This window comes from Sandaracinobacter neustonicus (assembly GCF_006385875.1).
Lineage (GTDB): Bacteria > Pseudomonadota > Alphaproteobacteria > Sphingomonadales > Sphingomonadaceae > Sandaracinobacteroides > Sandaracinobacteroides neustonicus.
Genome location: NZ_VFSU01000019.1, coordinates 98,780 through 124,608, shown reverse-complemented (window position 1 = coordinate 124,608; position 25,829 = coordinate 98,780). Strand labels below are relative to the sequence as shown.

General features: G+C 65.4%; 23 protein-coding genes. 16 read left to right on the top strand and 7 right to left on the bottom strand.

The features are described from left to right. Nucleotides 1–76: 76 nt before the first annotated feature. The 3 genes from FJQ54_RS06765 to FJQ54_RS06755 all read right to left on the bottom strand — a co-directional run bounded on the left by FJQ54_RS06765 (nucleotide 77) and on the right by FJQ54_RS06755 (nucleotide 3,813). Entirely contained in the window at nucleotides 77–1,168 is a 1,092-nt protein-coding gene (locus tag FJQ54_RS06765; RefSeq protein WP_140927651.1) for a helix-turn-helix transcriptional regulator, read from the bottom strand. Nucleotides 1,169–1,265: 97 nt separating this feature from the next. Then, nucleotides 1,266–1,739 (bottom strand): GreA/GreB family elongation factor, encoded by a 474-nt coding sequence (locus FJQ54_RS06760; RefSeq protein ID WP_140927650.1) that lies wholly within the window; start codon nucleotides 1,737–1,739, stop codon nucleotides 1,266–1,268. A 76-nt stretch (nucleotides 1,740–1,815) separates the two neighbouring features. Further along, the gene (locus FJQ54_RS06755; RefSeq protein ID WP_140927649.1) at nucleotides 1,816–3,813 is read right to left on the bottom strand and encodes a lytic transglycosylase domain-containing protein; all 1,998 of its coding nucleotides are present in this window, start codon (nucleotides 3,811–3,813) and stop codon (nucleotides 1,816–1,818) included. A gap of 99 nt (nucleotides 3,814–3,912) precedes the next feature. Between FJQ54_RS06755 and dapA the strand changes: the two genes are divergently transcribed. From dapA to FJQ54_RS06720, 7 genes are all read left to right on the top strand, one after another. Beyond that, nucleotides 3,913–4,794 carry a 4-hydroxy-tetrahydrodipicolinate synthase gene (gene dapA, locus FJQ54_RS06750; protein ID WP_140927648.1) on the top strand — a complete coding sequence of 294 codons (882 nt, stop codon included), beginning with the start codon at nucleotides 3,913–3,915 and terminating at the stop codon, nucleotides 4,792–4,794. Beyond that, nucleotides 4,794–5,273, top strand: coding sequence for an SsrA-binding protein SmpB (smpB, locus tag FJQ54_RS06745; RefSeq protein WP_140927647.1), 480 nt, complete (start codon nucleotides 4,794–4,796; stop codon nucleotides 5,271–5,273). The genes dapA and smpB overlap by 1 nt, the downstream gene beginning before the upstream one ends. Nucleotides 5,274–5,440: 167 nt before the next feature. Beyond that, on the top strand, nucleotides 5,441–6,001 hold the full coding sequence (locus tag FJQ54_RS06740; RefSeq protein ID WP_235890346.1) for a DUF2062 domain-containing protein: 561 nt from the start codon (nucleotides 5,441–5,443) through the stop codon (nucleotides 5,999–6,001). A gap of 60 nt (nucleotides 6,002–6,061) precedes the next feature. Then, complete coding sequence (locus FJQ54_RS06735) at nucleotides 6,062–7,180, top strand: hybrid sensor histidine kinase/response regulator (protein ID WP_140927645.1); 1,119 nt, start codon at nucleotides 6,062–6,064, stop codon at nucleotides 7,178–7,180. 126 nt (nucleotides 7,181–7,306) lie between these two features. Beyond that, on the top strand, nucleotides 7,307–8,332 hold the full coding sequence (recA, locus tag FJQ54_RS06730; RefSeq protein WP_140927644.1) for a recombinase RecA: 1,026 nt from the start codon (nucleotides 7,307–7,309) through the stop codon (nucleotides 8,330–8,332). Nucleotides 8,333–8,757: 425 nt separating this feature from the next. Next, entirely contained in the window at nucleotides 8,758–9,258 is a 501-nt protein-coding gene (locus tag FJQ54_RS06725; RefSeq protein ID WP_140927643.1) for a CarD family transcriptional regulator, read from the top strand. A gap of 295 nt (nucleotides 9,259–9,553) precedes the next feature. Continuing rightward, a complete protein-coding gene (locus tag FJQ54_RS06720) occupies nucleotides 9,554–10,156 on the top strand; it encodes a head GIN domain-containing protein (RefSeq protein ID WP_181160022.1) in 603 nt (200 codons plus the stop codon). A 515-nt stretch (nucleotides 10,157–10,671) separates the two neighbouring features. Here the strand turns inward: FJQ54_RS06720 and mgtE are convergent. The 3 genes from mgtE to hemN all read right to left on the bottom strand — a co-directional run bounded on the left by mgtE (nucleotide 10,672) and on the right by hemN (nucleotide 15,038). Continuing rightward, nucleotides 10,672–12,057: a magnesium transporter gene (gene mgtE, locus FJQ54_RS06715; protein ID WP_140927641.1), complete on the bottom strand. Its 1,386-nt coding sequence runs from the start codon at nucleotides 12,055–12,057 to the stop codon at nucleotides 10,672–10,674. Between the two features lie 46 nt (nucleotides 12,058–12,103). Next, the gene (locus tag FJQ54_RS06710; protein ID WP_140927640.1) at nucleotides 12,104–13,351 is read right to left on the bottom strand and encodes an MgtC/SapB family protein; all 1,248 of its coding nucleotides are present in this window, start codon (nucleotides 13,349–13,351) and stop codon (nucleotides 12,104–12,106) included. A 364-nt stretch (nucleotides 13,352–13,715) separates the two neighbouring features. Continuing rightward, on the bottom strand, nucleotides 13,716–15,038 hold the full coding sequence (gene hemN, locus FJQ54_RS06705) for an oxygen-independent coproporphyrinogen III oxidase (RefSeq protein ID WP_140927639.1): 1,323 nt from the start codon (nucleotides 15,036–15,038) through the stop codon (nucleotides 13,716–13,718). 199 nt (nucleotides 15,039–15,237) lie between these two features. On the opposite strand from hemN, the gene FJQ54_RS06700 reads away from it, so the two are divergent. After that, on the top strand, nucleotides 15,238–15,897 hold the full coding sequence (locus tag FJQ54_RS06700) for an OmpW/AlkL family protein (protein ID WP_140927638.1): 660 nt from the start codon (nucleotides 15,238–15,240) through the stop codon (nucleotides 15,895–15,897). 41 nt (nucleotides 15,898–15,938) lie between these two features. On the opposite strand, the gene FJQ54_RS06695 is transcribed toward FJQ54_RS06700, so the two are convergent. Further along, nucleotides 15,939–16,610 carry a Crp/Fnr family transcriptional regulator gene (locus FJQ54_RS06695; protein WP_235890345.1) on the bottom strand — a complete coding sequence of 224 codons (672 nt, stop codon included), beginning with the start codon at nucleotides 16,608–16,610 and terminating at the stop codon, nucleotides 15,939–15,941. Nucleotides 16,611–16,996: 386 nt separating this feature from the next. On the opposite strand from FJQ54_RS06695, the gene FJQ54_RS17930 reads away from it, so the two are divergent. From FJQ54_RS17930 to FJQ54_RS06660, 8 genes are all read left to right on the top strand, one after another. Beyond that, complete coding sequence (locus FJQ54_RS17930) at nucleotides 16,997–18,709, top strand: TonB-dependent receptor (protein WP_268920563.1); 1,713 nt, start codon at nucleotides 16,997–16,999, stop codon at nucleotides 18,707–18,709. Further along, a complete protein-coding gene (locus tag FJQ54_RS17925) occupies nucleotides 18,613–19,383 on the top strand; it encodes a TonB-dependent receptor domain-containing protein (RefSeq protein ID WP_328592164.1) in 771 nt (256 codons plus the stop codon). The genes FJQ54_RS17930 and FJQ54_RS17925 overlap by 97 nt, the downstream gene beginning before the upstream one ends. 197 nt (nucleotides 19,384–19,580) lie before the next feature. After that, nucleotides 19,581–20,828 carry an MFS transporter gene (locus tag FJQ54_RS06685; RefSeq protein WP_235890344.1) on the top strand — a complete coding sequence of 416 codons (1,248 nt, stop codon included), beginning with the start codon at nucleotides 19,581–19,583 and terminating at the stop codon, nucleotides 20,826–20,828. A gap of 384 nt (nucleotides 20,829–21,212) precedes the next feature. Then, nucleotides 21,213–21,698, top strand: coding sequence for a VOC family protein (locus FJQ54_RS06680; protein WP_140927637.1), 486 nt, complete (start codon nucleotides 21,213–21,215; stop codon nucleotides 21,696–21,698). Between the two features lie 86 nt (nucleotides 21,699–21,784). Next, on the top strand, nucleotides 21,785–22,594 hold the full coding sequence (gene ygiD / locus FJQ54_RS06675) for a 4,5-DOPA-extradiol-dioxygenase (RefSeq protein WP_140927636.1): 810 nt from the start codon (nucleotides 21,785–21,787) through the stop codon (nucleotides 22,592–22,594). Nucleotides 22,595–22,607: 13 nt separating this feature from the next. Continuing rightward, a complete protein-coding gene (locus FJQ54_RS06670; RefSeq protein WP_140927635.1) occupies nucleotides 22,608–23,702 on the top strand; it encodes an acetamidase/formamidase family protein in 1,095 nt (364 codons plus the stop codon). Nucleotides 23,703–23,713: 11 nt separating this feature from the next. Next, nucleotides 23,714–24,526, top strand: coding sequence for a TauD/TfdA dioxygenase family protein (locus tag FJQ54_RS06665; protein WP_140927634.1), 813 nt, complete (start codon nucleotides 23,714–23,716; stop codon nucleotides 24,524–24,526). A 29-nt stretch (nucleotides 24,527–24,555) separates the two neighbouring features. Continuing rightward, nucleotides 24,556–25,824 (top strand): serine hydrolase domain-containing protein, encoded by a 1,269-nt coding sequence (locus FJQ54_RS06660; RefSeq protein ID WP_140927633.1) that lies wholly within the window; start codon nucleotides 24,556–24,558, stop codon nucleotides 25,822–25,824. Nucleotides 25,825–25,829 lie beyond the last annotated feature (5 nt).

Sequence of the window (25,829 nt, the reverse complement as noted above, 5' to 3'; positions counted from 1 at the left end):
ATCCACATGGATGCGCGGGAAAACTATCTGCCGCGATGCGGCATTCCATCACCCGTCCGGGTGATTTTCAGGGCGGTCAGCCCTGCCGCAGCAGGCGTTCGATGCCGCCCAGCAGGGTACTTTGGCGGTTGAAGCCGGTTTTCTGGAATATGGCCTTCAATTGCGTGCGCAGGGTTTCGATGGAGCGGTGGCGGCTGTCGGCGATGTCGGCCAGTGACCGGCCGGTGTGCAGTTCCTGCACGAGGGCGAGTTCGGTCGGTGTGAGGCCGAACATGCGGGCGACCATGGGCCAGTCGTTCGTGGTCGGGCGGGCCGGGTCCAGGATGGTGAGGATGCAGAGATCCTCGCCCTTCAGCCGCAGCGGGCTGAGGCGGAATTCGAACGCCGTGGCGGCGTCCCGGCGCGGCACCGCGAAGCTGGAGGGGGTTTCGGCCCGGCGGTTCAGGATGTCGTCCAGCGCGCGTTGCAATGCGGATTGGCTGGCCGCGCCGGCAAGAAGGAGGTGCCCGCCGCGCAGGCGCATGCCGTGGCCGCCGGAGAGGATATGTTCGGCGGCGGCGTTGCAGTAACGGACGCGCGCACCGGCGCCGAGCACCAGCATCGCGCGCTCCTCCTGATTCAGCAGGGATTCCAGCAGGCCGCCATGCCAGCGCAGGTTTGCCAGTTCGTCTCGGGTGGACAGTGCCCGGCGGACGTGGCGCAGCGCCATCTCCATCCGGGCGACGTCCGCATCGCCATAGGGACGGGCCCGAAGGGCACGGTGGGAGGCGATGATCAGCCGGCTGTCCCGCATGTGGAACTCACCGCCTATGCAGCGGCCGGTGTCGTCCCCGTTGGCGCGCATGAATTCATGGTAGAATTCACTTCGCATAATTTCCTGTTCGGGCACGAGATCGCATAGGGCAATCGCGCGGCCCGTTAGCCCAAGCGACTGGACGCGGCGGGCCCATGGATTGTCGAACGCGTATCGGTTCTCATAAAGATCGTGCTGGGCGGAGGTGAAATGACTATAGGCGGAGATGGTGCAGGCGCCGTCGTCGTTGCGGATACGGTAGATGAGCGTCGATCTGGAGCGCGCTAGTGCAGATATAGTGTCCGGAAGACGGGCAAAAGCTTCATCGTCGTCGATCGAACTGTAGATTTCTTCGATCAGGTCCATCGTCGACATTGCGCGCGCCCCCGTGCGGATATGTCTGATGATAGACGTTAACAATTTCACTGAAGAAATCGATGAATTGTTTAGATGCGGCAAAAATAATCCTCAATCAGCCCGGATAGTTGATCTCCCGCACTTCCAGATACCGCTCCCCGGCTGGGAGGCGGGCGGTTCGGGTTTCGCCGATGCGGGCGCCTTTCAGGGCTATGGCGACCGGGCTGTTCCAGGCGATGCGGCCGGCGCCCGCGTCGGCTTCGTCGCGGCCGACGAGGGTGAGGGTTTGTTCGCGGTCGTCTTCGTCCACCACCTTGATTGTCGCGCCGAAGAAGATGCGGGTCTTGTCCGGCTGGCGGGATGGGTCGACGACTTGCAGGTCTTTCATGCGTCGCGACAGGTGCCCCAGTTCGCGGTCGATCTCGCGCAGGCGCTTGCGGCCGTAGAGATAGTCTCCGTTTTCGGAGCGGTCTCCGTTGCCTGCCGCCCAGCTGACGACCTCCACCATTTGCGGGCGTTCGGTGGCGAACAGGTGATCGTAGCGGGCCTTCAGGGCGGCCATGCCTGCGGGGGTGATCGGGTCGCTCATGCGGTGCCAAGACAGGAAGCTGGACCCCGGATCAAGTCCGGGGTGACGGGTTGGGGGTGGGGCTGGCGGGGCCGGATCAGGGGTTTTTCAGCCATTGCGAGGCTCGGGGTTGTGCGCCCTGCCGCGTGGGCTCCAGCAGCGAATAGACGACGGCGTTTTCCGTGACGCGCTGCACATAGTTGCGGGTTTCGGTGATGGGGATCATCTCGACCCAGTCGATCAGGTCGTTGGTGGTGCCACCGCGCGGATCGCCGTTCATTGTCAGCCATTTGCGGACGTTGCCCGCGCCTGCGTTATAGGCGGCGATGGCCATGGCGGCGTTCGAGAAATTGTCCCGCCTGAGGCGGATGTAATCGCTGCCCAGCGTGACATTGTAGGCCGGATCGTCGAACAGGCGCTGGGCATTGTAGGGGAGGCCCAGCCTGCGGGCGACGTCCTGTGCGGTGGCGGGCATCAGCTGCATCAGCCCGCGCGCGCCTGCGGAGGACAGCGCGGTGCGATCGAAGCTCGATTCCTGCCGGGCGATGGCGTGGCTGATGATCCAGTCCTGCGAGGGCACGGGCGAACTGGCGGGCAGGCGCGGGTAGGCGAGATCGAAGGTGGCGAGGTCTCCGCGCGGGCGGGCGGCCTTCCATGTCCAGACGCCGAGATCGGGGCGGTTGATGCGCTGGCCATATTCGGCGGCCGCGCGGGCTTCGGCTGGGGTGGTCAGGCTGTCTGCCAGCGCGCGGGTGAACAGGGAGGCGCGCTCTGCCTCTCCGGCATCGATCAGCAGTTGCAGGGCGCGGCCGAGCGAGGAGCCTTCGGCTTTCTGCCGGTCTGCCGCGGTGGGGGTGATGCGCGGGACCATGGGGAGGGCGGGCGTGCGGCCCAGTTCCTCTGCCGCGAGCTGGCCGTAGTAATAATCGCTGTGGCGGGCGGCGCGTTCGAAGGCGGCCGTGGCGGCTGCCGGGTTGCCGGCGGCCTTTTCGGCGCGGCCCAGCCAGTAATCGCCGCGCGTCTGGCTGATGGGGGTGGTGACAGCGGCGTTGAAGCGGGTGAAATGCTCCCGCGCATGTTCGGGACGGCCCAGCTTCCTGAGTTCCAGCCAGCCCGCCAGCCAGTCCGTATCCGACAAGTCCACGCGGACGGAAAGGGGGAGGCTGGCCGGATTCACGCCGGGCGCGACGGCCTTGTGGTTGGCGAGGATGCGATAGGCGGTTTGGTGATCGCCCCGGCGCATGGCCGCACGGCCCAGCGTGAGGCGGCGTTCCAGCCATGTTTCCGGCGCGGTGGCGCCTGCGTCCGTATCTCCGGCGGCGAGCAGGGCTTCGGCTTCCGAGAGGCGGCCCTGCCGTTCAAGGAAGATGGAGCGATCATGCGTGAGGCCCGCGTTGCGGCGGTATTTGGCGGGGACGGACGCCGCGCGTGCCTCTGCGTCTGGCGCGCCCGTGCGCAGCGCGATGCGGGCCTGTGCCAGCGCGCGGGCTTCATCGTCAAGGAAGGGGATGAGGCGGGCGGCGGCGCTGGTTTGCCCGGCCCAGATCAGCTGATCGGCACGCGCGGCATGGTCTTCACGGGTGAAGTTGCTGCCGAAGCGGGCGAGGAGGGCGCTTTCCAGTTCCGGCGGGATGGACGGGCGTGCCCATGCGGCGCGGGCCTGTGCAACTGCCTCGGGGCCGGCGAGGAGGAGGGCGTAGCGCGCCTGCCCGGCCGAGGTGATGGGCGGCACGGCGCGGAAATAGGCCAGCGCTTCGGCGTCTGACGCTTTCGTCTGGTCTGCGGCCTGCGTTTCGGCGCGGCGGCGGATGGCGCTGTGGCCGGGCCAGCCGGGATGTGCGGCAAGCCATTGCGATTGCAGAGACAATGGATAGGTCACGCCCGCAGGCACCGGGCGGCGGAGCCATTCCCAAGTGGCGAGGCTGTTGGCGAGCGGGGTGGGCGCGCCTTGCGGGGCCATGCTGGAGCCGGCCCGGTAACTGGCGAACTGTTGGGCGAGCCATGCGCGCGAGGCGGGATCGGATTGTGCCAGCGCGGGGGCGGCGATTGCGGCCACGGCAACTATTGCGGCGGACAGGCGATATTGCAGGGTCATGGGGAAGTCTTTAGGCAGGCCGGACGATTGCGCCAAGGCCGGTGGGTGTCACCCTGCCGCACGCCAAGGCGAATTGCCGCATTCCAAGGACCTGATTTCATGCCGCTCATCACTGGCTCCATCCCTGCGCTTGTCACCCCGTTTCGCGATGGGCGGGTGGATGAAAAAGCGTTCGAAGCCTTTGTGGACTGGCAGGTTTCCGAAGGCTCGGGCGGGCTGGTGCCCTGCGGCACCACGGGCGAATCGGCGACGCTCTCCATCGAGGAGCATGACCATGTGGTCGGCCTGACGGTAAAGGCGGCGAAGGGGCGCGTGCCGGTGATCGCGGGCTGCGGTTCGAACGACACCGCCGTGGCGCTGCACCATATGCAATCGGCGGCGAAGGCCGGGGCCGATGTGGCGCTGGTGGTTTGCCCCTATTACAACAAGCCGGGGCAGCGTGGGCTGATCGCGCACTTCCGGCATCTGGCCGATCATGGGCCGCTGCCGATCCTGATCTACAACATCCCCGGCCGTTCCGGCATCGACATGGCGACGGAGACGATGGCGGAACTGGCCGATCATTCCAATATCATCGGCGTGAAAGAATCGACCGGCGATATCGAGCGGATCAGCCAGATCCGGCAGGAGTGCGGGCGGGATTTCCTGATCCTGTCCGGCAATGACTATATGAGTTTGGGGATCATCGCCCATGGCGGGCATGGGGCGATTTCGGTGACGGCCAATGTCGCGCCCGCGCTGAACGCGCAGCAGGTGCAGGCGGCGCTGGACGGCGATTTCGCGACCGCGCTGGCGTTGCAGGATCAGCTGTATCCGCTGCACCGGGCGCTGTTCACCGATGCCTCGCCGGGGCCGACCAAATATGCGCTTTCGCTGCTGGGGCGGATGGAAGCGACCACGCGGTTGCCGGTGGTGGAGCCGTCTGCGGTTTCGAAGGCGGCTGTGGATGCGGCGCTGGCGCACGCGGGTATTGCGCCCTGATGGCACGCCCCAGACATGAGACGGTGAAGGTAAAGACCGTCGCTGAAAACCGCCGCGCGCGCTATGAATATAGCTTCGAGGATGTGCTCGACGCCGGGATCGCCCTGACCGGCACAGAGGTGAAAAGCCTGCGCTTTGGCGAAGGCTCGATCGCGGAAAGCTATGCCGAGGTGAAGAATGGCGAGGTGTGGCTGGTGAACGCCAACATCCCCGAGTTCAGCCACGGCAACCGCCACAACCACGAGCCGAAGCGCCCGAGGAAGCTGCTGCTGCGCGCGCGAGAGATCGAGAAGCTGCACGGCGCGGTGGCCCGGCAGGGCATGACGCTGGTGCCCCTGAGCGTGTATTTCAACGAGCGCGGCCGGGCGAAGGTGGAACTGGCCGTCGCCAAGGGCCGCAAGCTGCACGACAAGCGCGCGCACGAGAAGGAAAAGGACTGGAAGCGCGAACAGGGCCGCCTGCTGCGCGAACGGGGCTGAACGCCCTTCCAGCTGCGACTTTCGTCGAATTCTCGTCTCATTCCGCCGGTTTCCGGGGCTGTTCGGTTGCGGTTCAGCCTTCGCAGACACATCTTTGCCGCAATGGCGGTTGAATGGCTGCCGCGCGCGAAAACTGCATCGCGCCGAATCCAAGGGGAGTTGTTCCGGTGCCGGGGTGGTTGAAGTTGCCGAAGCGGGAGGAGCTGGAAGCGAATCGCTACCTGCGTCCCTTTGCCCGGCACCTGTCATCGCCGCTGGTGTGGCGTTTCAACCGGCGCGGCGTGGCGCGCGGCACCGCGCTGGGGCTGTTCGCCGGATTCGCGGTGCCGATGGCACAGACTCCGTTCGCGGCCGTGTTCGCGGTGGCCGCGCGCGCCAATCTGCCGGTGGCTGCCGCTGCCACCTTCATCACCAACCCGCTGACCATGCCCTTTATCTGGGTGATGGCCTTCATCGTGGGGAAGCAGGCCATCGGTATGCAGAATGATACCTTGTTCCGCCTGGCACCGGGTGCGGGCAGGCTGGAGCAGGCGATCGGCTGGACGGTGAATCTGGCCGGGCCGACCTATGTGGGGCTGCTGATCTTCGCCGTGGTGGGGGCGGCCGCCGGCTGGATGAGCGTGCATCTGGGCTGGCGGCTGTGGGTGGGCCAGCGCTGGAACCGGCGCAAGCGGATAAGGGCCGCGCGGGACGGGCAGCCGGCCGGGCTGGGCGCGGGGCGCACTTAAGCCAGACGCGGTGCGGCCGTGGAACGGCAGGGGCTTTCCGGGAAGGTCTTGGCTGTCGCTATGTCTGGGGTTGCGGGTTCGAACGGGGTTGTGCGCACGCAGGCGGTGGGCTTGCTGGCGGCTGGATTGGCGCATGATCTGAACAATATGCTGGGTGGTATCGTCACCACGGCGGAGCTGCTGCACGCGCGGGCGGCGGGGGCCGAGGAGGTGCGCGATCTGTCCGCCATCGTCGATCAGGCGGTGAAGGCGAGCGAGCTGGTGCGGCAGATTCTGGCCTTTTCCCGGCAGGACATGCTGAACCCGGCAGTGGCCGATCTGGGCGAGTTGCTGGAGCAGATGGCCCCCGTGCTCTCTGCGCTGACGGGGCCGAAGGTGGCGCTGGCCGTGCGGCGCGGAGCCGCTGTGCGGGTGCGGGTGGATTCGACGGCGCTGGAGCGGGTGCTGGTGAATCTGGTGCTGAACGCGCGTGACGCCATCTTGGAAACGCGCGGGCGGGGGCGGATCGAACTGGCGGCGGCGCGGATCGGTGCGGGCGAGCGGCCGGAGGCCGGGCGGGCCTTCATGCCCGCCGTTTCCTATGGCGTGCTGAGCGTGAGCGATGACGGGCCGGGGGTGGACGGCGCGGTGGCGGCGCGGATTTTTGAGCCTTATTTCACCACCCGGCCGAAGGGGCAGGGGCTGGGGCTTTCCAGTGCCTTCGGGCTGGTGAAGCAATCGGGCGGTTTCCTGCTGCTGGAACCTTCGGCGAAGGGCGCGCGTTTCGCGGTTTATCTACCGGAAGTGTCGGAGGCGGTGGAGGCGGCTGCCGCGCCGGTGCAGCCCGCCGGGCGGCTGTTGCTGCTGGTGGAGGATGAGCTGATGCTGCGCATGTCCGTCGCGCGCGGGCTGGAGCGGCTGGGCTGGCGGGTGCGGCAGGCGGCGGACGGCGAGGCGGCGCTGAAGCGGCTGGCAGCCGAGCGGCCTGCGGTGATGGTGTCTGACATTCGCATGCCGGGGCTGGACGGGATCGGGTTGACGAGTGCCGCGCGCGAGCTGTGGCCGGGGCTGCCGGTGCTGCTGACATCGGGCTATGCGGATGAAGGCGCGCGGGCGGCCGTGCCGGGGCTGGGGGTGGGATATCTGCCCAAACCCTATACCGTGCGGACACTTGGCGAGCGGTTGCGCGAACTGGTTTGAAAAGCGGCGTGCAAGCTGCTTGCGGAGCAAGAACAAAACAGGTACGAAGCTTGCGCGGCGGCGCTTGCGCGGCTAGCAGGTGACGGGGTCTTTGCCCGCTGGGGCATTTGAGAACAAGGGATTCGCATGGACAGGGAAAAGGCGCTCGAAGCGGCACTGGCGCAGATCGACCGGGCCTTCGGCAAGGGCTCTGCCATGAAGCTGGGGCAGCGCGAGACGCTGGAGATCGAATCCATCTCCACAGGTTCGCTGGGGCTGGACATCGCGCTGGGCATCGGCGGGCTTCCCCGGGGCCGGGTGATCGAGATTTACGGACCTGAATCGAGCGGCAAGACGACGCTGGCGCTGCATGTGATCGCCGAAGCGCAAAAGGCGGGCGGCGTTGCGGCCTTTGTGGACGCCGAACATGCGCTGGACCCGATCTATGCCAAGAAGCTGGGGGTGGACACCGACAATCTGATCGTCTCCCAGCCGGACACCGGTGAGCAGGCGCTGGAGATCACCGACACGCTGGTGCGATCGAACGCGATCGACGTGCTGGTGGTGGATTCGGTGGCGGCGCTGGTGCCGCGCGCGGAAATCGAAGGCGAGATGGGCGACAGCCATGTGGGCTTGCAGGCGCGGCTGATGAGCCAGGCGCTCAGGAAGCTGACCGGCTCCATTTCCCGCAGCCGCTGCATCGTCATCTTCATCAACCAGGTACGGATGAAGATTGGCGTGATGTATGGCAATCCGGAGACGACGACGGGCGGCAATGCGCTGAAATTCTATGCCTCCGTGCGGCTGGATATCCGGCGGACGGGGCAGATCAAGGACCGCGAGGACATCATCGGCAACACCACGCGGGTGAAGGTGGTGAAGAACAAGGTGGCACCGCCGTTCCGGCAGGTCGAGTTCGACATCATGTATGGCAGCGGCATTTCCAAGGTGGGCGAAATCCTCGATCTGGGCGTGAAGGCCGGGCTGGTGGACAAGTCCGGCGCGTGGTTCAGCTATGACAGCACGCGGATCGGGCAGGGCCGGGAGAATGCGAAGAAGTTCTTAACGGAAAATCCAGAGATGGCCGCGCGGATCGACTCGGCGATCCGGGCGAACTCTGCGGGTGTTTCGGATGCGCTGATGGCCGGCCCGGACCCGGAAGATGACGTGTAATTGCGGAATTTTACCCCTGAACAGGCCTGATTTGACGTCAGGAGGGGCCTTCAGGGTAGAATTGATGTCATATTTCTGCTATGGCCTAGGGCCTCGGAAAGCTTGAAAGCCGGAGTCAGGCGCTGGCGCGCATTGTCCGCAGGACGACCAGAAGGGGTCGGCACCTGATGCGGAATAGACCCACTGCTTCAGCGATCCGAGTGTCGCCAACTGGCGAACGGGCCCGCCGGTCTTGCAGGGTTCGTCGCCACGATCATGATGATGTCGCGCGAGACCGGCTCTATTCCATGCCTGACCTGCCATCCGGCGAAGCTGTCTGCGAATCTTTCCTTTCGCGACTCGCCCGGCAGGTTTCCGTCGCATCCGCGGATGCCGGTGGCCGGGGTAATGGCTGGTTTCTCGCCGAGGAAAGGACAGTAGTCGATATGGCAGCCAAGGCACTCAGCTTCCAGGTGGGTGACAATGTCGTGTATCCCAAGCACGGCGTTGGTCGGGTGATTGAAATCGAGGCGAGCGAAATCGCCGGTGCGAGGCTGGAGCTTTACGTTCTCCGCTTCGACAAGGAGCGGATGACGCTGAAGGTTCCGACGAACAAGGCCGAAGGCGTTGGCATGCGCAAGCTGTCCAGCGAAGCGACGCTGAAAGACGCGCTGCTGACGCTGAAGGGCAAGCCGAAGATCAAGCGCATCATGTGGTCGCGCCGGGCGCAGGAATATGAAGCCAAGATCAACTCGGGCGATCTGGTGTCCATCGCCGAAGTGGTGCGCGATCTGCACCGCGCCGAAGATCAGCCGGAACAAAGCTATTCCGAGCGGCAGATTTTCGAAGCGGCGATCAGCCGTCTGGCGCGGGAAGTGGCGGCGATGAAGAACATCGACGAACCGGCCGCCCAGCGCGAGATCGAGGATGTGCTGAAGGCGGCGTAAGCCGTTCTGGCCTGACCGATTGCGGGATGAAAGCTGCGGGCTGGTGCCTTGGCACCGGCCCGCGGTTTTTTTGCGTTGTGGATTTGGCGGTCGGTTTGTCACCCCTCCGGCCCTTCGAGCCACCTCCCCTTTCAGGGGAGGATTTTGGGCGGTTGCGCCGCGCTTTCGGCTGGCCTAAAGGGCTGGCGAGAGAGGGACCACGCTTCCGGGGAGTTTTCCTTTGCGCACCTCTTTTGCCCTCATTCTTGCCCTTGCCGCATCTGCGCCCGCCTTTGCCGCTGAACGCAGTTTTCCCGTGACCGATTTCAGCGAGATCGTGCTGGCCGGCTCCACCGACGTCACGGTGACGACCGGCGGCCGGGCCTCTGTGGTGGCCACCGGCGCAGACGCCGATCTGGACCGGATGGACATCCGCGTGGACGGCAAGCGGCTGCTGATCGGCACCAAGCCCGGCAAATGGAACTGGAGCAGCCGCGACGGGGTGAAAGTCCGCGTTTCCGTGCCGGCGCTCAACGCAGCGACGATCAGCGGCTCCGGCGATATCGATGTGGACCGGGTGAACGGGCCGTTCGCGGGCCGGATCAGCGGATCGGGCGAGATGGATTTGCACACCGTCAACGCGCCGACCCTCTCGCTCTCCATCTCCGGCTCCGGGGACATCAGCGCGGCCGGGCGCTGCGGCACCGGTAGCCTCTCCGTGACCGGCTCCGGCGATATCGACGCCAGCCGCCTCACCTGCGAAACGCTGACCGCAACCACCACCGGCTCCGGCGACATCGACGCCCGCGCGACCGGAACGGCCGACCTGCGCGTGACCGGATCGGGCGACATCACCGTTGCGGGCGGCGCGCGCTGCACGTCCAAGGCAACCGGGTCCGGGACTACGCGTTGTAGTTGAGGGTGGATGGGTTTTGCCGGTGGTGGTTGGTTTTGCCTCCGGCGGCCAAGGGCTTTGCCCTTGGAACCCGTGCCAAGGAAATGATTTCCCTGCCCCCTCAACATTTGCGTCGCACCCGAACTCAAGCGTTGTGCGTGTGATCCGCTTTGATTGCCTGCGGCGCTACGGAGCGCTCTCCCCCTGCAAGGGGGAGAGATGGAGAGGGGGTGTCACCGCCGGGCCTGATCCGCTGACATCCCCACACCCACACCCGTCACCCCGGACTTGATCCGGGGGCCAGCTGTTCTCCGGCAACGTGGGAGACGAAAAGCGGGGCGCCGGATCAAGTCCGGGGCGGCGGGTGGAGAGGTGGGTGGGACACGCGCGAAAGCGCCGCTGGCAACAACCCCCAACCTCGCGCCAAGCGGTTAGCCCCCACCCCAACCCCTCCCCTGCAGGGGAGGGGCTAAAAGGGGCGCGCTGATCTGTGTGCTCCTGCGACTTGTGCGGCGGCGCGCGCCGCCTGAACGCGGTGCCTACGCGGCGAGACCTGAGGCCGTGGCGAAGCCCAGGAACAGCAGGAAGCCCATGGAATCGGTGATCATGGTGACGAAGACCGAGGAGGCGACTGCCGGGTCTACGCCGAGGCGTTTGAGGCCGAGCGGGACCATCACGCCTGCGAGGCCCGCGATGATGAGGTTGAACACCGTGGCTGCCGCGATCACGCCGCCCAGTTGGGCGTTGGAGAACAGCAGTGCCACCCCCGTGCCCAGCAGCAGGGCGATGGTGACGCCGTTCAGGAAGGCAACTGCGGCTTCGCGCAGGATCGTGCGGCGGGTGTTGGCGTTGGTCATCTGCCCCGTTGCCAGCGCGCGAACGATGACGGCCATCGTCTGGTTGCCGGTGTTGCCGCCGATGGAGGCGACGATGGGGGAGAGGGCGGCGAGCACGACCATTTTCTCGATCGTCGCGCCGAAGCTGGCGATGATGCTGGCCGAGACGATACCCGTCAGCAGGTTGGCGATCAGCCAGCGGACGCGGGCCTTATAGCTGTCGACCACGGGCTCGAAGATGTCGCCGTCGCCCGCGCCGGACAGTTTCAGGATATCTTCGCCCGCTTCCTCGGCGATGATGTGGACGATGTCGTCCGCCGTGATCACGCCGGCCAGCCGGCCGTCGCGATCCACCACGGCAGCGGAAATCAGGGCGTATTTCTGGAAGCGCAGCGCCACTTCCTCCTGATCGAGATCGACCGGAATCAGCGTCTGCTGGCGCTGCATCACGTCTGACACGCCGAGCCAGCGCGGGGCCGTGAGCAGCCATGACAGCCGCATCGTGCCGAGCGGCTTATGTTCCGGCGACACCACGAAGATTTCCCAGAAATCGGTGACATCGTCGCGGGCGGTCTGCAGGAAATCCAGCACCTGCGCGATCGTCCAATGTTCCGGCACCGCGATCAGTTCGCGCTGCATCAACCGCCCGGCAGATTCCTCCGGGTAAGACAGCGCGGTTTCGATTGCCACGCGGTCGTCCGCCGAAAGCTCGTCGAGAACGGCTTCCTGTTCGGCGGGTTCCAGTTCCTCGATCAGGGCGACGGCGTCGTCCGTGTCCATTTCCGACACGGCTTCGGCGACATGTTCGGGGGCGAGTTCGCCCACCACTTCGTCGCGCACCCAATCGTTCATTTCCGCCAGCACATCGGCGTTCAGATCGCGGCCGAGCGCGGTGGTGAGCGCGGTTCGGTGATCGGCGTCCAGCTGCTCGAACAGGTCCGCGATATCGGCCGGGTGCAGCGGCTTCACCAGCGCGCGGACTTCGCCTTCATCCTCTGCGTTCAGCGCCGATTCGATGGCGCGCAGAAAGGCCGGTTGCAGCCGGTTATCGTCCATCGCGGCGTTCGGATCGGCGTCTGCTTCGCTCATGCAGCGCGAGGCTTGGCCCTGTGCAGGCCGGATTGCAACAGCGGCTTCAGCGCAGCGCCAGAAAGGCGGCACCCAGCGCCGTCGCCAGCGTGGTGGCCAGCAGCGGCAGGGCTGCTTTCAGGCCCCGGCGGTTGGGGGCGTTCACCAGCACCAGCCCGATCTTCACCGTCATATTGGCGATGACAGGCAGCGTGAGCAGCAGCCCCGCGCGATCCGGCGCGAGATTTTGCGGTGGCAGCGCCGCAAGCGTCAACACGGCCGCATCCACATCGGCAAGCCCGGTGAGCAGCAGCACGATGCCGATCCCCGCGCCACCGAAATGATCCAGCGCCCAGCGCGACAGCGCGGACAGCAGCGCGACGAATCCCGCGAGGCCGAACGCCGAGCCGAAGTTCAGCGGGTTGCCCAGCGCCAGTTCGCCTTCATGCACTTGCGGCTCCGCCCGGCGCGCGACGATCCATGCCGCCGCCACCGCGACAAGGCCCGCAGGCACGATGGCGATGGCGAGCGTGGGTGCGGCCGCCGTGGTGAGCAGCGCTGCCAGCAGCAGCAGGCGGCCGTAGGAAATTGCCGAGGCCAGTGCGATCCCGGCGATGAGGGCGGGGACGGCGGGCGAATCCTCTTTCAATTGCCGGGCATAGCTGGCGGTGACCGCCGTGGATGACACCAGCGCCCCCGCCGCCGCCGTGATCAGCAGCCCCTTCGACGGGCCGAGGCGGCGGGTGGCGACATAGCCTGCGAAGCTGAGCGCCAGCACCACCACCACCACCGTCCACAGCTGGCGCGGATTCCAGGCCTCGAACGGGCCATAGGCCTTGTCCGGCATCAGCGGCAGGATCACGAGCGCGACGATGGCGAAGCGGCTGGCGGCTTCGATCTCCGTCGCGGAGACGCCGCGCAGGAAATGGTGCAGCCGGTGTTTCAGCGCCAATAGCAGCATCATCACTGCCGCCGCCGCCATCGCCTCTGTTTCCCGACCCATCGCCGCAAACGCGCCCAGCCCCAGCGTGAGCACGCCGGCGATGGCGGTGGTGGCGCTGTATTCGGTGCTGCTGCTTTCCCGCACATAGCCGACGATGAGCATCGCCGCCGCCGCCGCCAGAATCACTGTGCCGAACGGCAATGGCAGTAACGCCGCCAGCCCGCCCGCCAGACCCAGCAACCCGAAGGTGCGGAAGCCCGCGACGCGGCGGCCCGTTGGTTCTGCACGGGCCTGCCAGCCACGTTGCAGGCCGATGATCAAGCCGATCGCGAGCGCGAAGGCGAGCGGGCGGAGCTGGGCGAGATCAAGCATAAGGCGAGATTAGGGGGTGCGGGTGGGAATGGGAATGTGTTGGGGGTGGGCATGCTCCATGGGGCTTCGACAGGCTCAGCCTGAGCGGGGGATAGGTTGGCATCCAGCGGGGGGGGGGGGGGGGGGGGCGGGCCTATGCGCCAACCTCCTCACACCCACACCGTCACCCCGGACTTGATCCGGGGTCCAGCTGTTCTTCGGCAACGTTGGAGGTGAAAGCGGGGCCCCGGATCAAGTCCGGGGCGACGTGTGGAGGAACGGGCGGGTGCACTCCAAAGCGCTGCTGTCTAAACCCCAACCTCGCGCCCGGCGGATGGCCCCCACCCCAACCCCTCCCCTAAAGGGGAGGGGCTGTTTTGTGGGGTTAGACTGCTGAGGAGAAGCGGCCTGCGCCCTGCGCGCGGTAGCTGTCGAAGCAGGCGGCGATGGCTCGGGAATAGGGGAGGCCGCCGGGCAAAATGGTGAGGCGGTCGTTTTCGAGCTGGCACAAGCCCGCTTCGAGGAAGGGTTTCAGGCGCAATTCGCAGTCGCCGTCTTCGGGGAGGCCGGAGAGGTCCGCGGAGCGGCCGCAGAGCAGGTCTTCGATGACGAGGCCGCGTTCCTGATCGTCTGCGCTGCGGCGGACGCCGAGTTCGGCGGCTGGTTGGCCGCCCAGCACGCGCATGCGGTAGCGGCCGGTGTTTTTCTCGTTCTGGACGATGAGATCCGGCGTGGCGCTGATAGCGGTGGCACCGATGCCGAGGAGCGCCGGGGCCTGATCATCCGTGAAGCCCTGAAAGTTGCGGCGCAGGCGGCCTTCGCGGGCGGCGACGGCGATTGGATCAGAGGGTTGGGCGAAATGATCGAAGCCGATCGGTTGCAACCCTGCTGAGACCAGCCGTTCATGGCCGAGCGCGGCCTGCTGGAAGCGTTGTTCGAGGCCGGGGAGTTCACTGGCTTCGATGCGGCGCTGGCGCGGAATCAGGTGCGGCACATGTGCATAGCCGAACAGGGCGATGCGATCCGGGGCCAGTTGCAGCGCGCCCTCCAGCGTGTCCATCAGGATCGCTTCGCTCTGGCCGGGGAGGCCGTACATCAAGTCGAAGTTGAGCGAGGTGACGCCGGATTTGCGCAGCAGATCGACGGAGCTGCGGATCATTTCCAGCGGTTGCACCCGTCCGATGCGGGCCTGAATTTCGGCGTCCAGAGTCTGCACGCCGAGGCTGGCGCGGGTGGCACCGATCTTGCCGAGCAGGCCGGCCCATTCGGCGTCCAGCGTGCGCGGGTCCAGCTCGACCGAGATCTCGGGAGTGGAGGCCTGAAAGGCGGTGACGATCTGGCTGACGAGGCGGACGAAGCTGAGCGGATCGAGCGCGTTGGGGCTGCCGCCGCCGAAGCTGATCCGGCTGAGCGACACCCGGCCCGATAGGTGGCTGGCGAGCCAGTTGATCTCTGCCTCCACCGCTTCGAGATAGGCGACGATCCTGTCTGTGCGGTTGGCGCGGTTGGTGTTGCAGCCGCAATACCAGCAGATGTCGCGGCAGAAGGGGATGTGCACATAGAGCGAGACGAAGGTGCCGTGCGGCAGCGAGCGCAGCGCCGCCAACTGATCCGCGCCGCCCACCGATGCGCCGAATTCGGCCGCCGTGGGATAGCTGGTGTAGCGCGGCACCGCGCGGGCCAGAAGCTCTGGGTGGAAGGGCCACATGCCGCGACGATTGCACGCGCGGCGGCTCGCTTGCGTTGATCGAGGTCAACCCGATTCTTGGGGTTCGTCAAGGACGGGGCTGCAGCGCGGGCGCACAAGCGGACCACCACAGGCGGCCTTCCATTCAGGGAGAAGGCGGCGGGCTTCGGAACAGCTTTCGAAGCCGCAGCCAGCGCCTGCATGACAAGGAGAGACTAAGATGCGAGCCATTGCAACCGTCGCGCTGGGTGCCGCCATGTTGGCGGGAAGCGCCCCGGCGTTCGCCGAAGCCGGAGATTTTCTGGTGCGCGGCCGGTTTCTGGTTGTCGCCCCGCAGGATAGCTCGGGCGATGTGTTGCCGGCCTTCCCGGGCGAGGGCGTGAATGTGGGCAAGGCCTACACGCCGGAACTCGACTTCACCTATATGATGACGAACAACCTTGGGATGGAGCTGATTCTGGCGACCACCAAGCATTCGGCTTACGGCGATAGCGGCACGCTGAAATCGGTGGGCAAGCTGCTGGACACCTGGGTGCTGCCGCCCACGCTGACACTGCAATATCATTTCATGCCTGAGGGCAGCATTCGCCCCTATGTCGGCGCAGGCGTGAACTATACCATTTTCTATAACACCCGCGCGTCCGGCAGCCTTGAGGCGGCCGTGGGCGACACCGATGTGAGCATGTCGAACAGCTTTGGCTGGGCGCTTCAGGCCGGGGCGGACATTCCGCTGAACAACAAGCTGTTCCTGAACTTCGACGTGAAATACATCGACATGAGCAGCCGCGCACGGCTGACGACGGCCGCCATCGGCCGGCAGAGCGTGCGGGTCGATATCAACCCGATCGTTGTCGGCTTCGGGATCGGCACCAAGTTCTAAGCGAGCAGGCGGGCATTCGGCCTTCTGGCCGGGTGCCCGCCTTAATCCCCGGCGAGCGCGGTGAGGCGGGCGCGATCGAGGATGTGCAGCGAGCGGCGGCCGGGCAGTTCGATGACGCCCGCCGCGCGCAGCGACGACATCTGGCGGCTGACGGTTTCGATGGTGAGGCCCAGCACATCCGCGATCTGCTGGCGATCCAGCGGCAGTTCGAAGCTGTCCAGCGCGACATCGCCCGCGCAGCCCGATTCGGCGAGCCGGTGCGACAGTTCCAGCAGGAAGCTCGCCACCCGTTCGGTTGCGGATTTGCGGCCCAGCAGCAGCATCCAGCGCCGGGCACGATCCAGTTCGTCCAGCGCGCGGTTCAGCAGCCGATGTTCCAGTTCCGGATGTTCGTGGGCGAAGCGATCGAAGGCGGCGCGCGGTAACAGGCAGACGCGGCTGTCCACCAGCGCGGTGACGCTGTGCTGGCTGCGTTCGCCGAACGGGCGGCCGATGAAATCCGAAGGGTAGACCACGCCGACGATCTGTTCGCGGCCATCGCTGGTGGAAGTGGAAAGTTTCAGCACGCCTTCGATCACATTGGCGACGAGCATGGCGTCTTCGCCTTCCCACACCAAAGTGCGGCCGCGCGGGACGGTCTGGATGCGGCCTTCGCGGCCCAGCGCGTGCCTGTCTTCCGGTTCCAGCGCGGCGCAGATGGCGCGGTTGCGCACGACGCAGGCATCGCAATGATGCGTGGCGGATGCGCGCTGATCCCTTGACGCGGGGGATGAGGATGAGAGTTCGGGCACGATTGAGCTTCCCCCGGATACGGATACGCAAGATGGCGAAGGGCCGCCTGCCTGTAAACCATTGATCGGCCAAGCGCCATGCGCGGAACGTCGCGCCTGCGCTGCACCTCCGTTTTTTATTGCGTTGCGGCAATGCTTGCGACGGCTGGCGTGGCTGCGGACTTTGCTGCACACGCGTTTCCGTCAACTTCTTATTCGCACTCGCACAAGACCCTTGGGCAGCTGCTGAACAGACTTCAGGGCAAGCGGAACAGACAAAAATGCCGCGCCATCGGGAGGTTCCCGCAACCCAGTTATCGGGGGAATCCATGTCTAACAAAAGCAAGTTTCTTCACACTGTCGCCACCAGCTTCTCGATCTGCTCGGCTGCCTTTGCCCTGATGCACGGCGTTGCCGCCGCTGCGGACGACAATGTGGCAACAGACAGCGGCGGTCTCGATGAGATCATCGTCACCGCCGAAAAGCGCGACATTGGCCTGCAGAATGCGCCGCTCTCTGTCAGCGTGATGACGGCGGAGACGCTGCGCGCGGCCAACATCACCGATATCACCGGCCTGAACGGCACCGTGCCCAGCCTGCTGGTCGCCCGCAGCGGCGGCGGCGAGCTGATGCTGGTGATCCGGGGTATCGGTTCGGAAACGCCGGAAAACACCAACACCCAGCCGGGCGTCTCCTATCACATCGACGGCGCCTACATCTTCAACTCGATCGCGGCCAAGGCGGCCTTCATCGACGTGGGGCAGGTGGAAGTGCTGCGCGGGCCGCAGGGCACGCTGTTCGGGCAGGGTTCCACCGGGGGCACCATCAACGTGGTGTCTGTCGAGCCATCCCTAACCGACCTGACGGGTTATCTGAACGCCGGGTTCGGCAATTATAAGTATCGCGAAGCCAAGGCCGCGGTGAACGTGCCGATCGGCGAAACCTTCGCCATTCGCGGCGCCTTCGATTTCCTGAAGCATGACGGCTATGCCAACGCCACCAAGGTGCCGGGTTACGACCTGTATCCGCTGGATGATGCGGACGAGTTCGGCGGCCGGATCGCGGCGAAATGGCAGCCGAAGGACAATTTCTCCATTACGCTGAACACCATCCAGTTCCGCAGCGACACCAACGGCCCGGCGCAGAAGAATATTCTGGACCCGGATCCCGATCCGCGCCGCCTGACGCAGGATTACACCGGCCGCGCCTATGTGCGCACGCAGCTGTACACCGGCGTGATCAAGTATGAGGCGGATTTTGCCACCTTCAAATCCATCACCAGCTATCAGAAGCTGCACAGCGAGCAGCAGTGGGACGCGGACGGGCTGGACAGCGTGCTGTTCTGGAACCTGAGTTACAGCCCGCTGACCTATTCGGGTTATACCCATGACCATGTGGCGTTGTGGCAGAGCGACACCGAATCCTGGACGCAGGAGCTGAACGTGTCCTCCAATGGCAGCGGGCCGTTTAGCTGGGTTGTGGGCGGGGTGTATCTCCACTCCAAGAACAGCCAGTATATCAACGAGTTCCGCTCTGCCGACGGAAATATCCTGCGCCCGGCGCTGCCGCAGGACACGCCGGCCGTCAGTCCACTGGTTTCCAACCTGACCTATGCCGAGCTTTCGTCGATCACGCGCAAGGCCTGGGCCGTGTTCGCGCAAGGAACTTATAATTTCACCGAGCAGCTGAGCCTGACAGCGGGCATCCGTTACAATGACGACCAGGCGTCCGGCGATTCCGACAGCATGTCGGGCGGCAACAGCGGCCATACTTCCGGCAATTTCCTGCAACCCGAGGTGCGGGAGCCCTTTTCCGGCAACGCGGTGACGGGCAAGGTGGCGCTGGATTACCGGATCACGCCCGCCAATCTGGTGTATGCAAGCTACACGCGCGGCTTCAAGCCCGGCGGCATCAACACCAGCTCCGGCGCCTATGAGTATCTGGGCTGGCAGGACGCGATCAAGCCGACCTACAAGCAGGAGACGGTGGATTCCTTCAAATCGGCAGCAAGAACCGCTTCGCCGACAACAAGGCCCAGCTGAACCTCAGCGCCTTCCTCTACAATTACAAGAATATGCAGTTCCTTGAGGAAGACCCTGTGCTGTTCGGCGAAGGTGTTGCCAATGCGCCTGCCGCGCGGATCTATGGGCTTGAGGCCGAAGGTTCGTGGATGGTGACGCCCAGCTTCCGTATCGACGCGTCGCTGTCGTGGCTGGAAGGGAAGTTCACCAAGGATTATTACGCGCTGGATTCCGCTGCAGCGATGGCGGCGCAGGTTGCCGCGGGCTTCCCCGGCTGGCTCTACTGGGTGAACTTCTATCCAGCGACGGTGGCCCGCGATTCCGCACGGGAAAACATCAACGGCAACCGGGTGCCGAAACTGCCGCGCTGGCAGGGCAACATCGCCGCCACCTACACCGGCGAAGTGGGCCCCGGCACCATGACGGCGCGGGCACAGCTGATCTATCGCGGCGAATATCAGTATCGCCTGTTCAACGACTCTGCCGTGGATACCACGCCGGATTATACGCAGGTGAACCTGATGCTGAAGTATCAGCCCGAAAACACCGGGTTCGATATCACGGCGCGGATCACCAACCTGTTCAACGTGGATGGCGTGAACTCGCGCTTCTCTGATCCCTATGGCAGCGCGCAGGTGATGGAGACGTTCATTCCGCCGCGGCAGTTCATCCTGTCTGCCGGATATCGCTTCTGACGCTCAACATCGCCGGTTTGGCAACCGGGAGGGCGCGTGGTGCAAACCGCGCGCCCTTTCCGTATCCGGCGCGAGGCGGGGGAAGATCAATTCTTAGGGCGCTTGTGCGCAAGAGCGGGGCGGGGGGCCGGTGCGACTGTGGCATGCTCGCGCCGGCATTGTATTTCGCGCCTGCCGGCATGATAAATGGAGTCGCCATGCCCCGCAGTCTCGCCGTGATGATCGCAGCCTCGCTTGGCTTCTTCTTCGTGACGGCCACGACCTTCACGTCGCTGGGCTATGTTCTGTACACCATGGTGGCGGAGCTGCACTGGTCGCAGACGGCGGCGGGGATGAGCTTCGCGCTGTTGGGGCTGGCCTGCGGGCTGTCCAGCCCGCTGCCGCCGCAACTGATGAAGGCGGTGGGCACGCGGTTGACGATGACGATCGGCGCGCTGGTGCTGGCTGCCGGATTCGCGCTGGCCGGGACTATCGACAGCCTCTACATGTTCTTCCTGGCGACGACGCTGATGGGGATCGGTTTCTCCCTCATTGCGCCTGCACCTGCGGTTTACCTGCTGGCGACATGGTTCCCCGAGAAATCCTCGCGGATGATCGGTTTCTACTTCATGTCTGGCGCGGCGGGCGGGATCGCCGGGCCGCTGATCGTGGGCAGCATCGTGGGGCTGACGGGCAGCTGGCGCACGCACTGGATGGTGATGGCGGGATGCTCGGTGGCGCTGGCGGTGATCTGTTTTGTGGCGATCCGCGATGCGGTGAAGGTGGAAAGCGCCGAGCAGGTGCGCCACGCCGGGGCGAAGGATGAAGGCCCGGTCGCCGCGTCTGCATGGACGGTGAAGCGGGCGATGATGACGCCGGCCTTCGCCGTGCTGGCGCTGGCCATGGCCGTTGTGCAGACGGTGGTGACGACCTGCCACGCCATGCTGGTCTCGCATGTGGCGAGCATGGGGCTGGGCGCTTCGGCCGGGGCCGTGGCGATGAGCCTGCTGGCGGCGGCGGGGACGCTTTCGAAGGGCGTGACGGGTGCCCTGTGTGAGAAATATCCGCCGGTGCGGCTGCTGGTGGGCGGGCTTGCGCTGCAATCGGTGGCGATGCTGGGCATGTGGTCTGGCGGGTCTGTGCTGATGGTTTACGCCTCTGCGCTGTTGTTCGGGATCGGCTGGGGGGTGACGTGGCTGTCTGCGCACATCCTGCTGGTGCGCTATTATGGCGCGGCGATTGCGGGCGACATGACGGCGATGGCGACGATGATGACGACGGTCGCCGTGCTGGGGCCGGTGATCGCCGGGCGGGTGGCCGATGTGACCGGCCATTACAACATCGTGTTCCTGGCCTTCGCCGGGATGCTGGGGCTGGCGACGATTGTGTCTGCGCTGTTCCTGCGCGCGCCTGAGGTTGTGGGGGCGGTGGTGCCGGAGGGTGAGGCTGCGTTGGCGGCTGAGTGAGTTGGGCCGTTTGATTTCATGTGGTTGCGCGTTGCCCCGGACTTGATCCGGGGCTTCGTTTTTGTGGGGATGTGGGTGGGTCAGGCCCGGCGGTGACACCCCCTCTCCAGCTCTCCCCCTTGCAGGGGGAGAGAGCTGCGGTGCGCCGCAGGCAATCGAATCTGATCACTCCTATGGCGTTGGAGTTGGGCCGCTCCGCCAATTTCGAGGGTGCAGGGAAATCATTTCCCTGCCGGGTGCAGGGCAGAGCCCTGCCCGCCGGAGGCACACAACCGCACCGCCCGCGCGACAACGCCAGTGGTCAAGCTTTCGGGCGCAGGGTGCCACGCGCGGGTGGGGGTGGGCGGGCATTGGCTGGGGCCTCAAATTTTGCAGGGAGCCTCCATGACCAACACGCTGATCTTCGTGGACCTGGCGTCTGACGATCCCGCTGCTGCCGGGGAGTTTTACGCGAAGGTGTTCGGGTGGGAGAATGATGCCCGGCCGCAGGGCATTTACCATCGCATGGTGCCGGGGGGCTTTTTCAAGCACAAGGATGGCAGCGACAGCCAGATCGGCAATTTGCATCTGGGCATTTTCGATGCGGCCAATGCGCGACCGCATCCAGATCCGGCGGGGGTGGAGCCTCGCGGGATTTCCACGGGCGGGCGCAAGGCGCGGGTGTGGGTGCTGATCAGCGACGATGACAGCGCGGATCGCATTCTTTCCACGGCTGAGGAACTGGGCGCGACGATCCTGTGGCGCAACCATTATTGGAAGGAATTCAACGGCTATAACCATGCCTTTGCCGACCCGTGGGGCAATGAAATCCTGCTGTGGGGCAAGGCCGGGGAGAATCCGCAGATTCCGGCCGATTATACGCGCGAATAGGATTGGTGGCAGTTCGCCGCACGGGAGCAAACTCTTGTGCGCGGGCTGCCAAGACCATGTTTGGACCTGCCCATAGCCTTTGCAGCATGAGCCGCCTTCCCATCATCTTCTTTGGCCATGGCAGCCCGATGGTCGCGCTGGAACAGAGCGCGGTGACGCGGAGCTGGGCCGGGATCGCCGCGCGGATCGGCAAGCCGCGCGCCATCCTGTGCATTTCCGCACACTGGCTGACGCGTGGGACGGCGGTGACGGCGATGCCGCAGCCGCGCACCATTCATGATTTCGGCGCGTTTCCGAAGGCGCTGTTCGATGTGCAATATCCCGCCGCCGGTGATCCGGGGCTGGCCGCGCGAGTGCGCGAACTGCTGGCGCCGATGCCGGTGCAGATGGATCAGGGCTGGGGGCTGGACCATGGGACATGGTCTGTGCTGGTGCATGCCTTTCCGCAGGCCGATGTGCCGGTGGTGCAACTGGGCATGGACGTGGCGAAATCGCCGCGCCAGCATTGGGAGATCGGCCGCCTGCTACGTCCGTTGCGCGATGAGGGCGTGCTGATCATCGGCACCGGCAACATCGTGCACAATCTGCCCGCGATGGACTGGGCGAACCCGAATGCGCCCGCCTATCCTTGGGCGGCGCAGTTCAACGAGACGATGTTGAGCGCTGTAGCCGCCGACAAGCCGGAGACGGTGATCGACTTTCAGGCGCTGGGCGATGCGGCCCGGCTGTCTGTGCCGACGCCGGATCATTTCTGGCCGCTGCTGTATGTGCTGGGCGCGCGGTATCCAGACGAACTCGCTGAATTCGAACCGAATTTCATCCACCACAAATCGCTGAGCATGACGAGCATCCTGATCGGTGCATCGCCGTCACCGGCGCCTTCCATTCCAGCCTGACAAAGGAAACCAGATGGCCCTCATCAGCTTGCGCCCGACCGACGACCCGCAGACGGTGAAGCCGTCGGCGCTGCACCATCTGCGGGCCACGCCCGAGACCATTCACTGGGGCTATTTCTCGCCCGAGATCAAACCGGCGCTGCGGGTGAAAAGTGGCGACCTGATTCAGGCGCAGGCAGTGACGCACCATGCGGGCGACGACCCGGACCTGATGTTCGACGACGATATCCGCCGCATCTTCACCGAAGTCGATCCCGCCACCCGCGCGCCGGGCTGCCATATCATGACCGGGCCGATCTATGTGGAAGGCGCGGAGCCGGGCGACATGTTGGAAGTGCGCTATTTCGAGATGGTGCCGCGCTTCAACTATGGATCGAACCTGCAGGCCAACTGGGGGCATCTGTACAAGGAGTTCGGTGAGACGGAGCGGGTGACCATCTACAAGCTGGACCCGCTGGCGAATACCGCGAGTGCGCTTTATGCCTATGATGTGGAAGAGAAATATGTGGTGCCGGGGCGGATCACCCACTGCCCCGAGTGCGACCGTTCGCCCGCGCTGAAGGGCATCACCGTGCCCGCCCGCCCGCACCTTGGCACGGCGGGCGTGGCCCCGGCGGTGAACGAACCCGTTTCCACCATTCCGCCCGGCCTGCACGGCGGCAATATCGACAACTGGCGCATCGGCGCGGGCTCGCGCATGTATTATCCGGTGCAGGTGAAGGGCGGGCTGTTCTCCATCGGCGATCCGCATGTGAGCCAGGGCGACGGCGAGATCAGCGGCACGGCGATCGAGGCTTCGCTGGACGTGCTGTTCCAGATCATCCTGCGCAAGGATTTCAAATTCCCCTCGCCGCTCTTGGAAACGCCGGATTGCTGGATCGTGCACGGCTTCGGTGGCGATCTGGACGAGGCGATGAAAAATGCCTCCATGGACATGCTGCACCTGTTGGAGGAACATCAGGGCCTGTCGAAGCAGGACGGCTATTCGCTGATGAGCGTGGCGGCCGATTTCGGCGTGACGCAGGTGGTGGACGGCACGCAGGGCATCCATTGCCGCATCGAACGGCGGATCTTCCCGCATAAGGGCACGGTGAAAGACCCGAAGTAAGGATTTCGGCCATGGGTTATGAACTGATTCAGGTGCGGCCGATGACGAAGCGGATCGGTGCCGAGGTATTCGGCATCGATCTGTCGCAGCCGTTGGGCAATCAGGCCTTCAGCGAATTGCATGACGCGCTGATGCAGCATCAGGTGCTGTTCTTCCGCGATCAGCAGCTGACGCATGAGAGCCACAAGGCGCTGGGGCGCAGCTTTGGCGAACTGGCGATGCACTCCGCCGTGGCCGGGCTGCCCGATCATCCGGAGATTGTGGCGATCCATGCGGATGAAAAAAGCACCTATGTCGCCGGCGAGGACTGGCATTCGGACCTGAGCGAAGACCCGGAGCCGCCGATGGGCAGCATCCTGTATATGCACACCCTGCCGGATGCCGGGGGCGATACGCTGTTTTCCAGCATGTATGCCGCCTATGACGCGCTCAGCCCGGCGATGAAGGCGTTTCTGGACCCGCTGACCGCCGTGCATGACAGCAACCACATCTATCGCGAGCTGTTCCCGGATGTGCAGAAAACCTACCCGCGCAACACCCATCCGGTGATCCGCACCCACCCGGTGACGAAGCGCAAATGCCTGTTCGTGAGCCAATCGAAAACGGTCAGGATCAACGAGCTTTCGAAGAAGGAAAGCGACGCGGTGCTGCGCTTCCTGTTCGATCATGTGAAAGACCCGAATTTTCAGGTGCGCTTCCGCTGGCAGCCGAATTCGGTGGCCTTCTGGGACAATCGCTGCACCCAGCATTTCGCCGTGTGGGATTATTTCCCCGATGTCCGCTCCGGCTTCCGCGTGACGGTGGCGGGGGACCGGCCGTTCTGATCCGCGCGGCGATCCGTGGCGGCCTGCTGTTGCTGGCTGCCTCGGTGCCGCTGCCGCTGTCGGCGGTGTTGGCCGCAAGCCCGGCCGTGCACGAGGCGGGGGTGGATCTGCAGGACGCGCTGTCTGGCATGATCGCCCGTGGCGAACTGCCGGGGGCGCATGCCGTGGTGATGCGCGGCGGGGCGAGGGACATCGAAATCCTGCTGGGCAAGGCGGATGTGGAGGCGGCGCGGCCGCTGGCGGCCGATGCGATCTATCGGCTCTATTCGATGAGCAAGCCTGTCACCAGCATAGCGGCGCTGATGCTGGTGGAGGAGGGGCGGATCGCGCTGGATGCGCCGATCAGCCGCTATCTGCCGGAAATGGCGCATCTCAAGGTTTATCAGGAGGGCGACGGGGCGGCGATGACGACACGCCCGCCCGCGCGCGATGTGACGGTTCGAGACCTGCTGATGCACACGGCGGGGTTCACCTATGTGTTCATGGGCGATGGCCCGGTGCAGCATTATTACCGCGACCATGGCGTGGCGCGCGTGACAGCGGTGGCGAGCGGCCCGGCGGGCGTGCCGCCTGCCGCCACTCTGGATGAACTGGTGGCGCGGCTTGGCGATGCGCCGCTGCTGCACGATCCGGGCGAACGTTTCAGCTATGGCTTTTCCACCACGGTGCTGGGGGCGCTGGTCGCCCGTGTCGCGGGCGAGCCGCTGCCGCTGTTTCTGAAGCGGCGCATCTTCGATCCGCTGGAGATGCCGGACACGCGCTTCGTTCTGAACGAGGCGCAGGCGGCGCGGCTGGTGACGAATTATGTGGCGACGGCTGGCGGGCTGCGCCCGCTGGAGCAGGGCCTGACGTCTGAGTATCGCGACCCGGCGCGGCTGATCGATGGCGGCGGGGCGCTGGCGGGCACGATGGAGGATTATCTGCACTTCGCGCAGATGCTGGCGGATGGCGGCATCTGGCGGGGCAAACGCCTGCTGGACGCGGGGCTTGTGGCTGAGATGTTCACGCCGCGCATCCACACCGGCGGAGACCCGCGCGAAGCAGCGATGTTCGGCTATGGGCTGGCGATCGGGGACGCGCGCACGCAGGCGGCGGGAGGTCTGCCTGTGGGGGCCGGCAGTTGGAGCGGGTCTGCCAACAGCTATTTCCTCGTGCAGCCCGAATCCGGAACGGTGGCCGTGGTGATGACCAATGTGCTGACGCCCGGCCCCTTTGCAGACCGCAGCTTCGCCTTGCGCGCGGCGGTGAATGCGGCTGCGCTTGCGGTGGCCGCAGACCCTGCCAAGGCCCCGCGTTAAGGCGT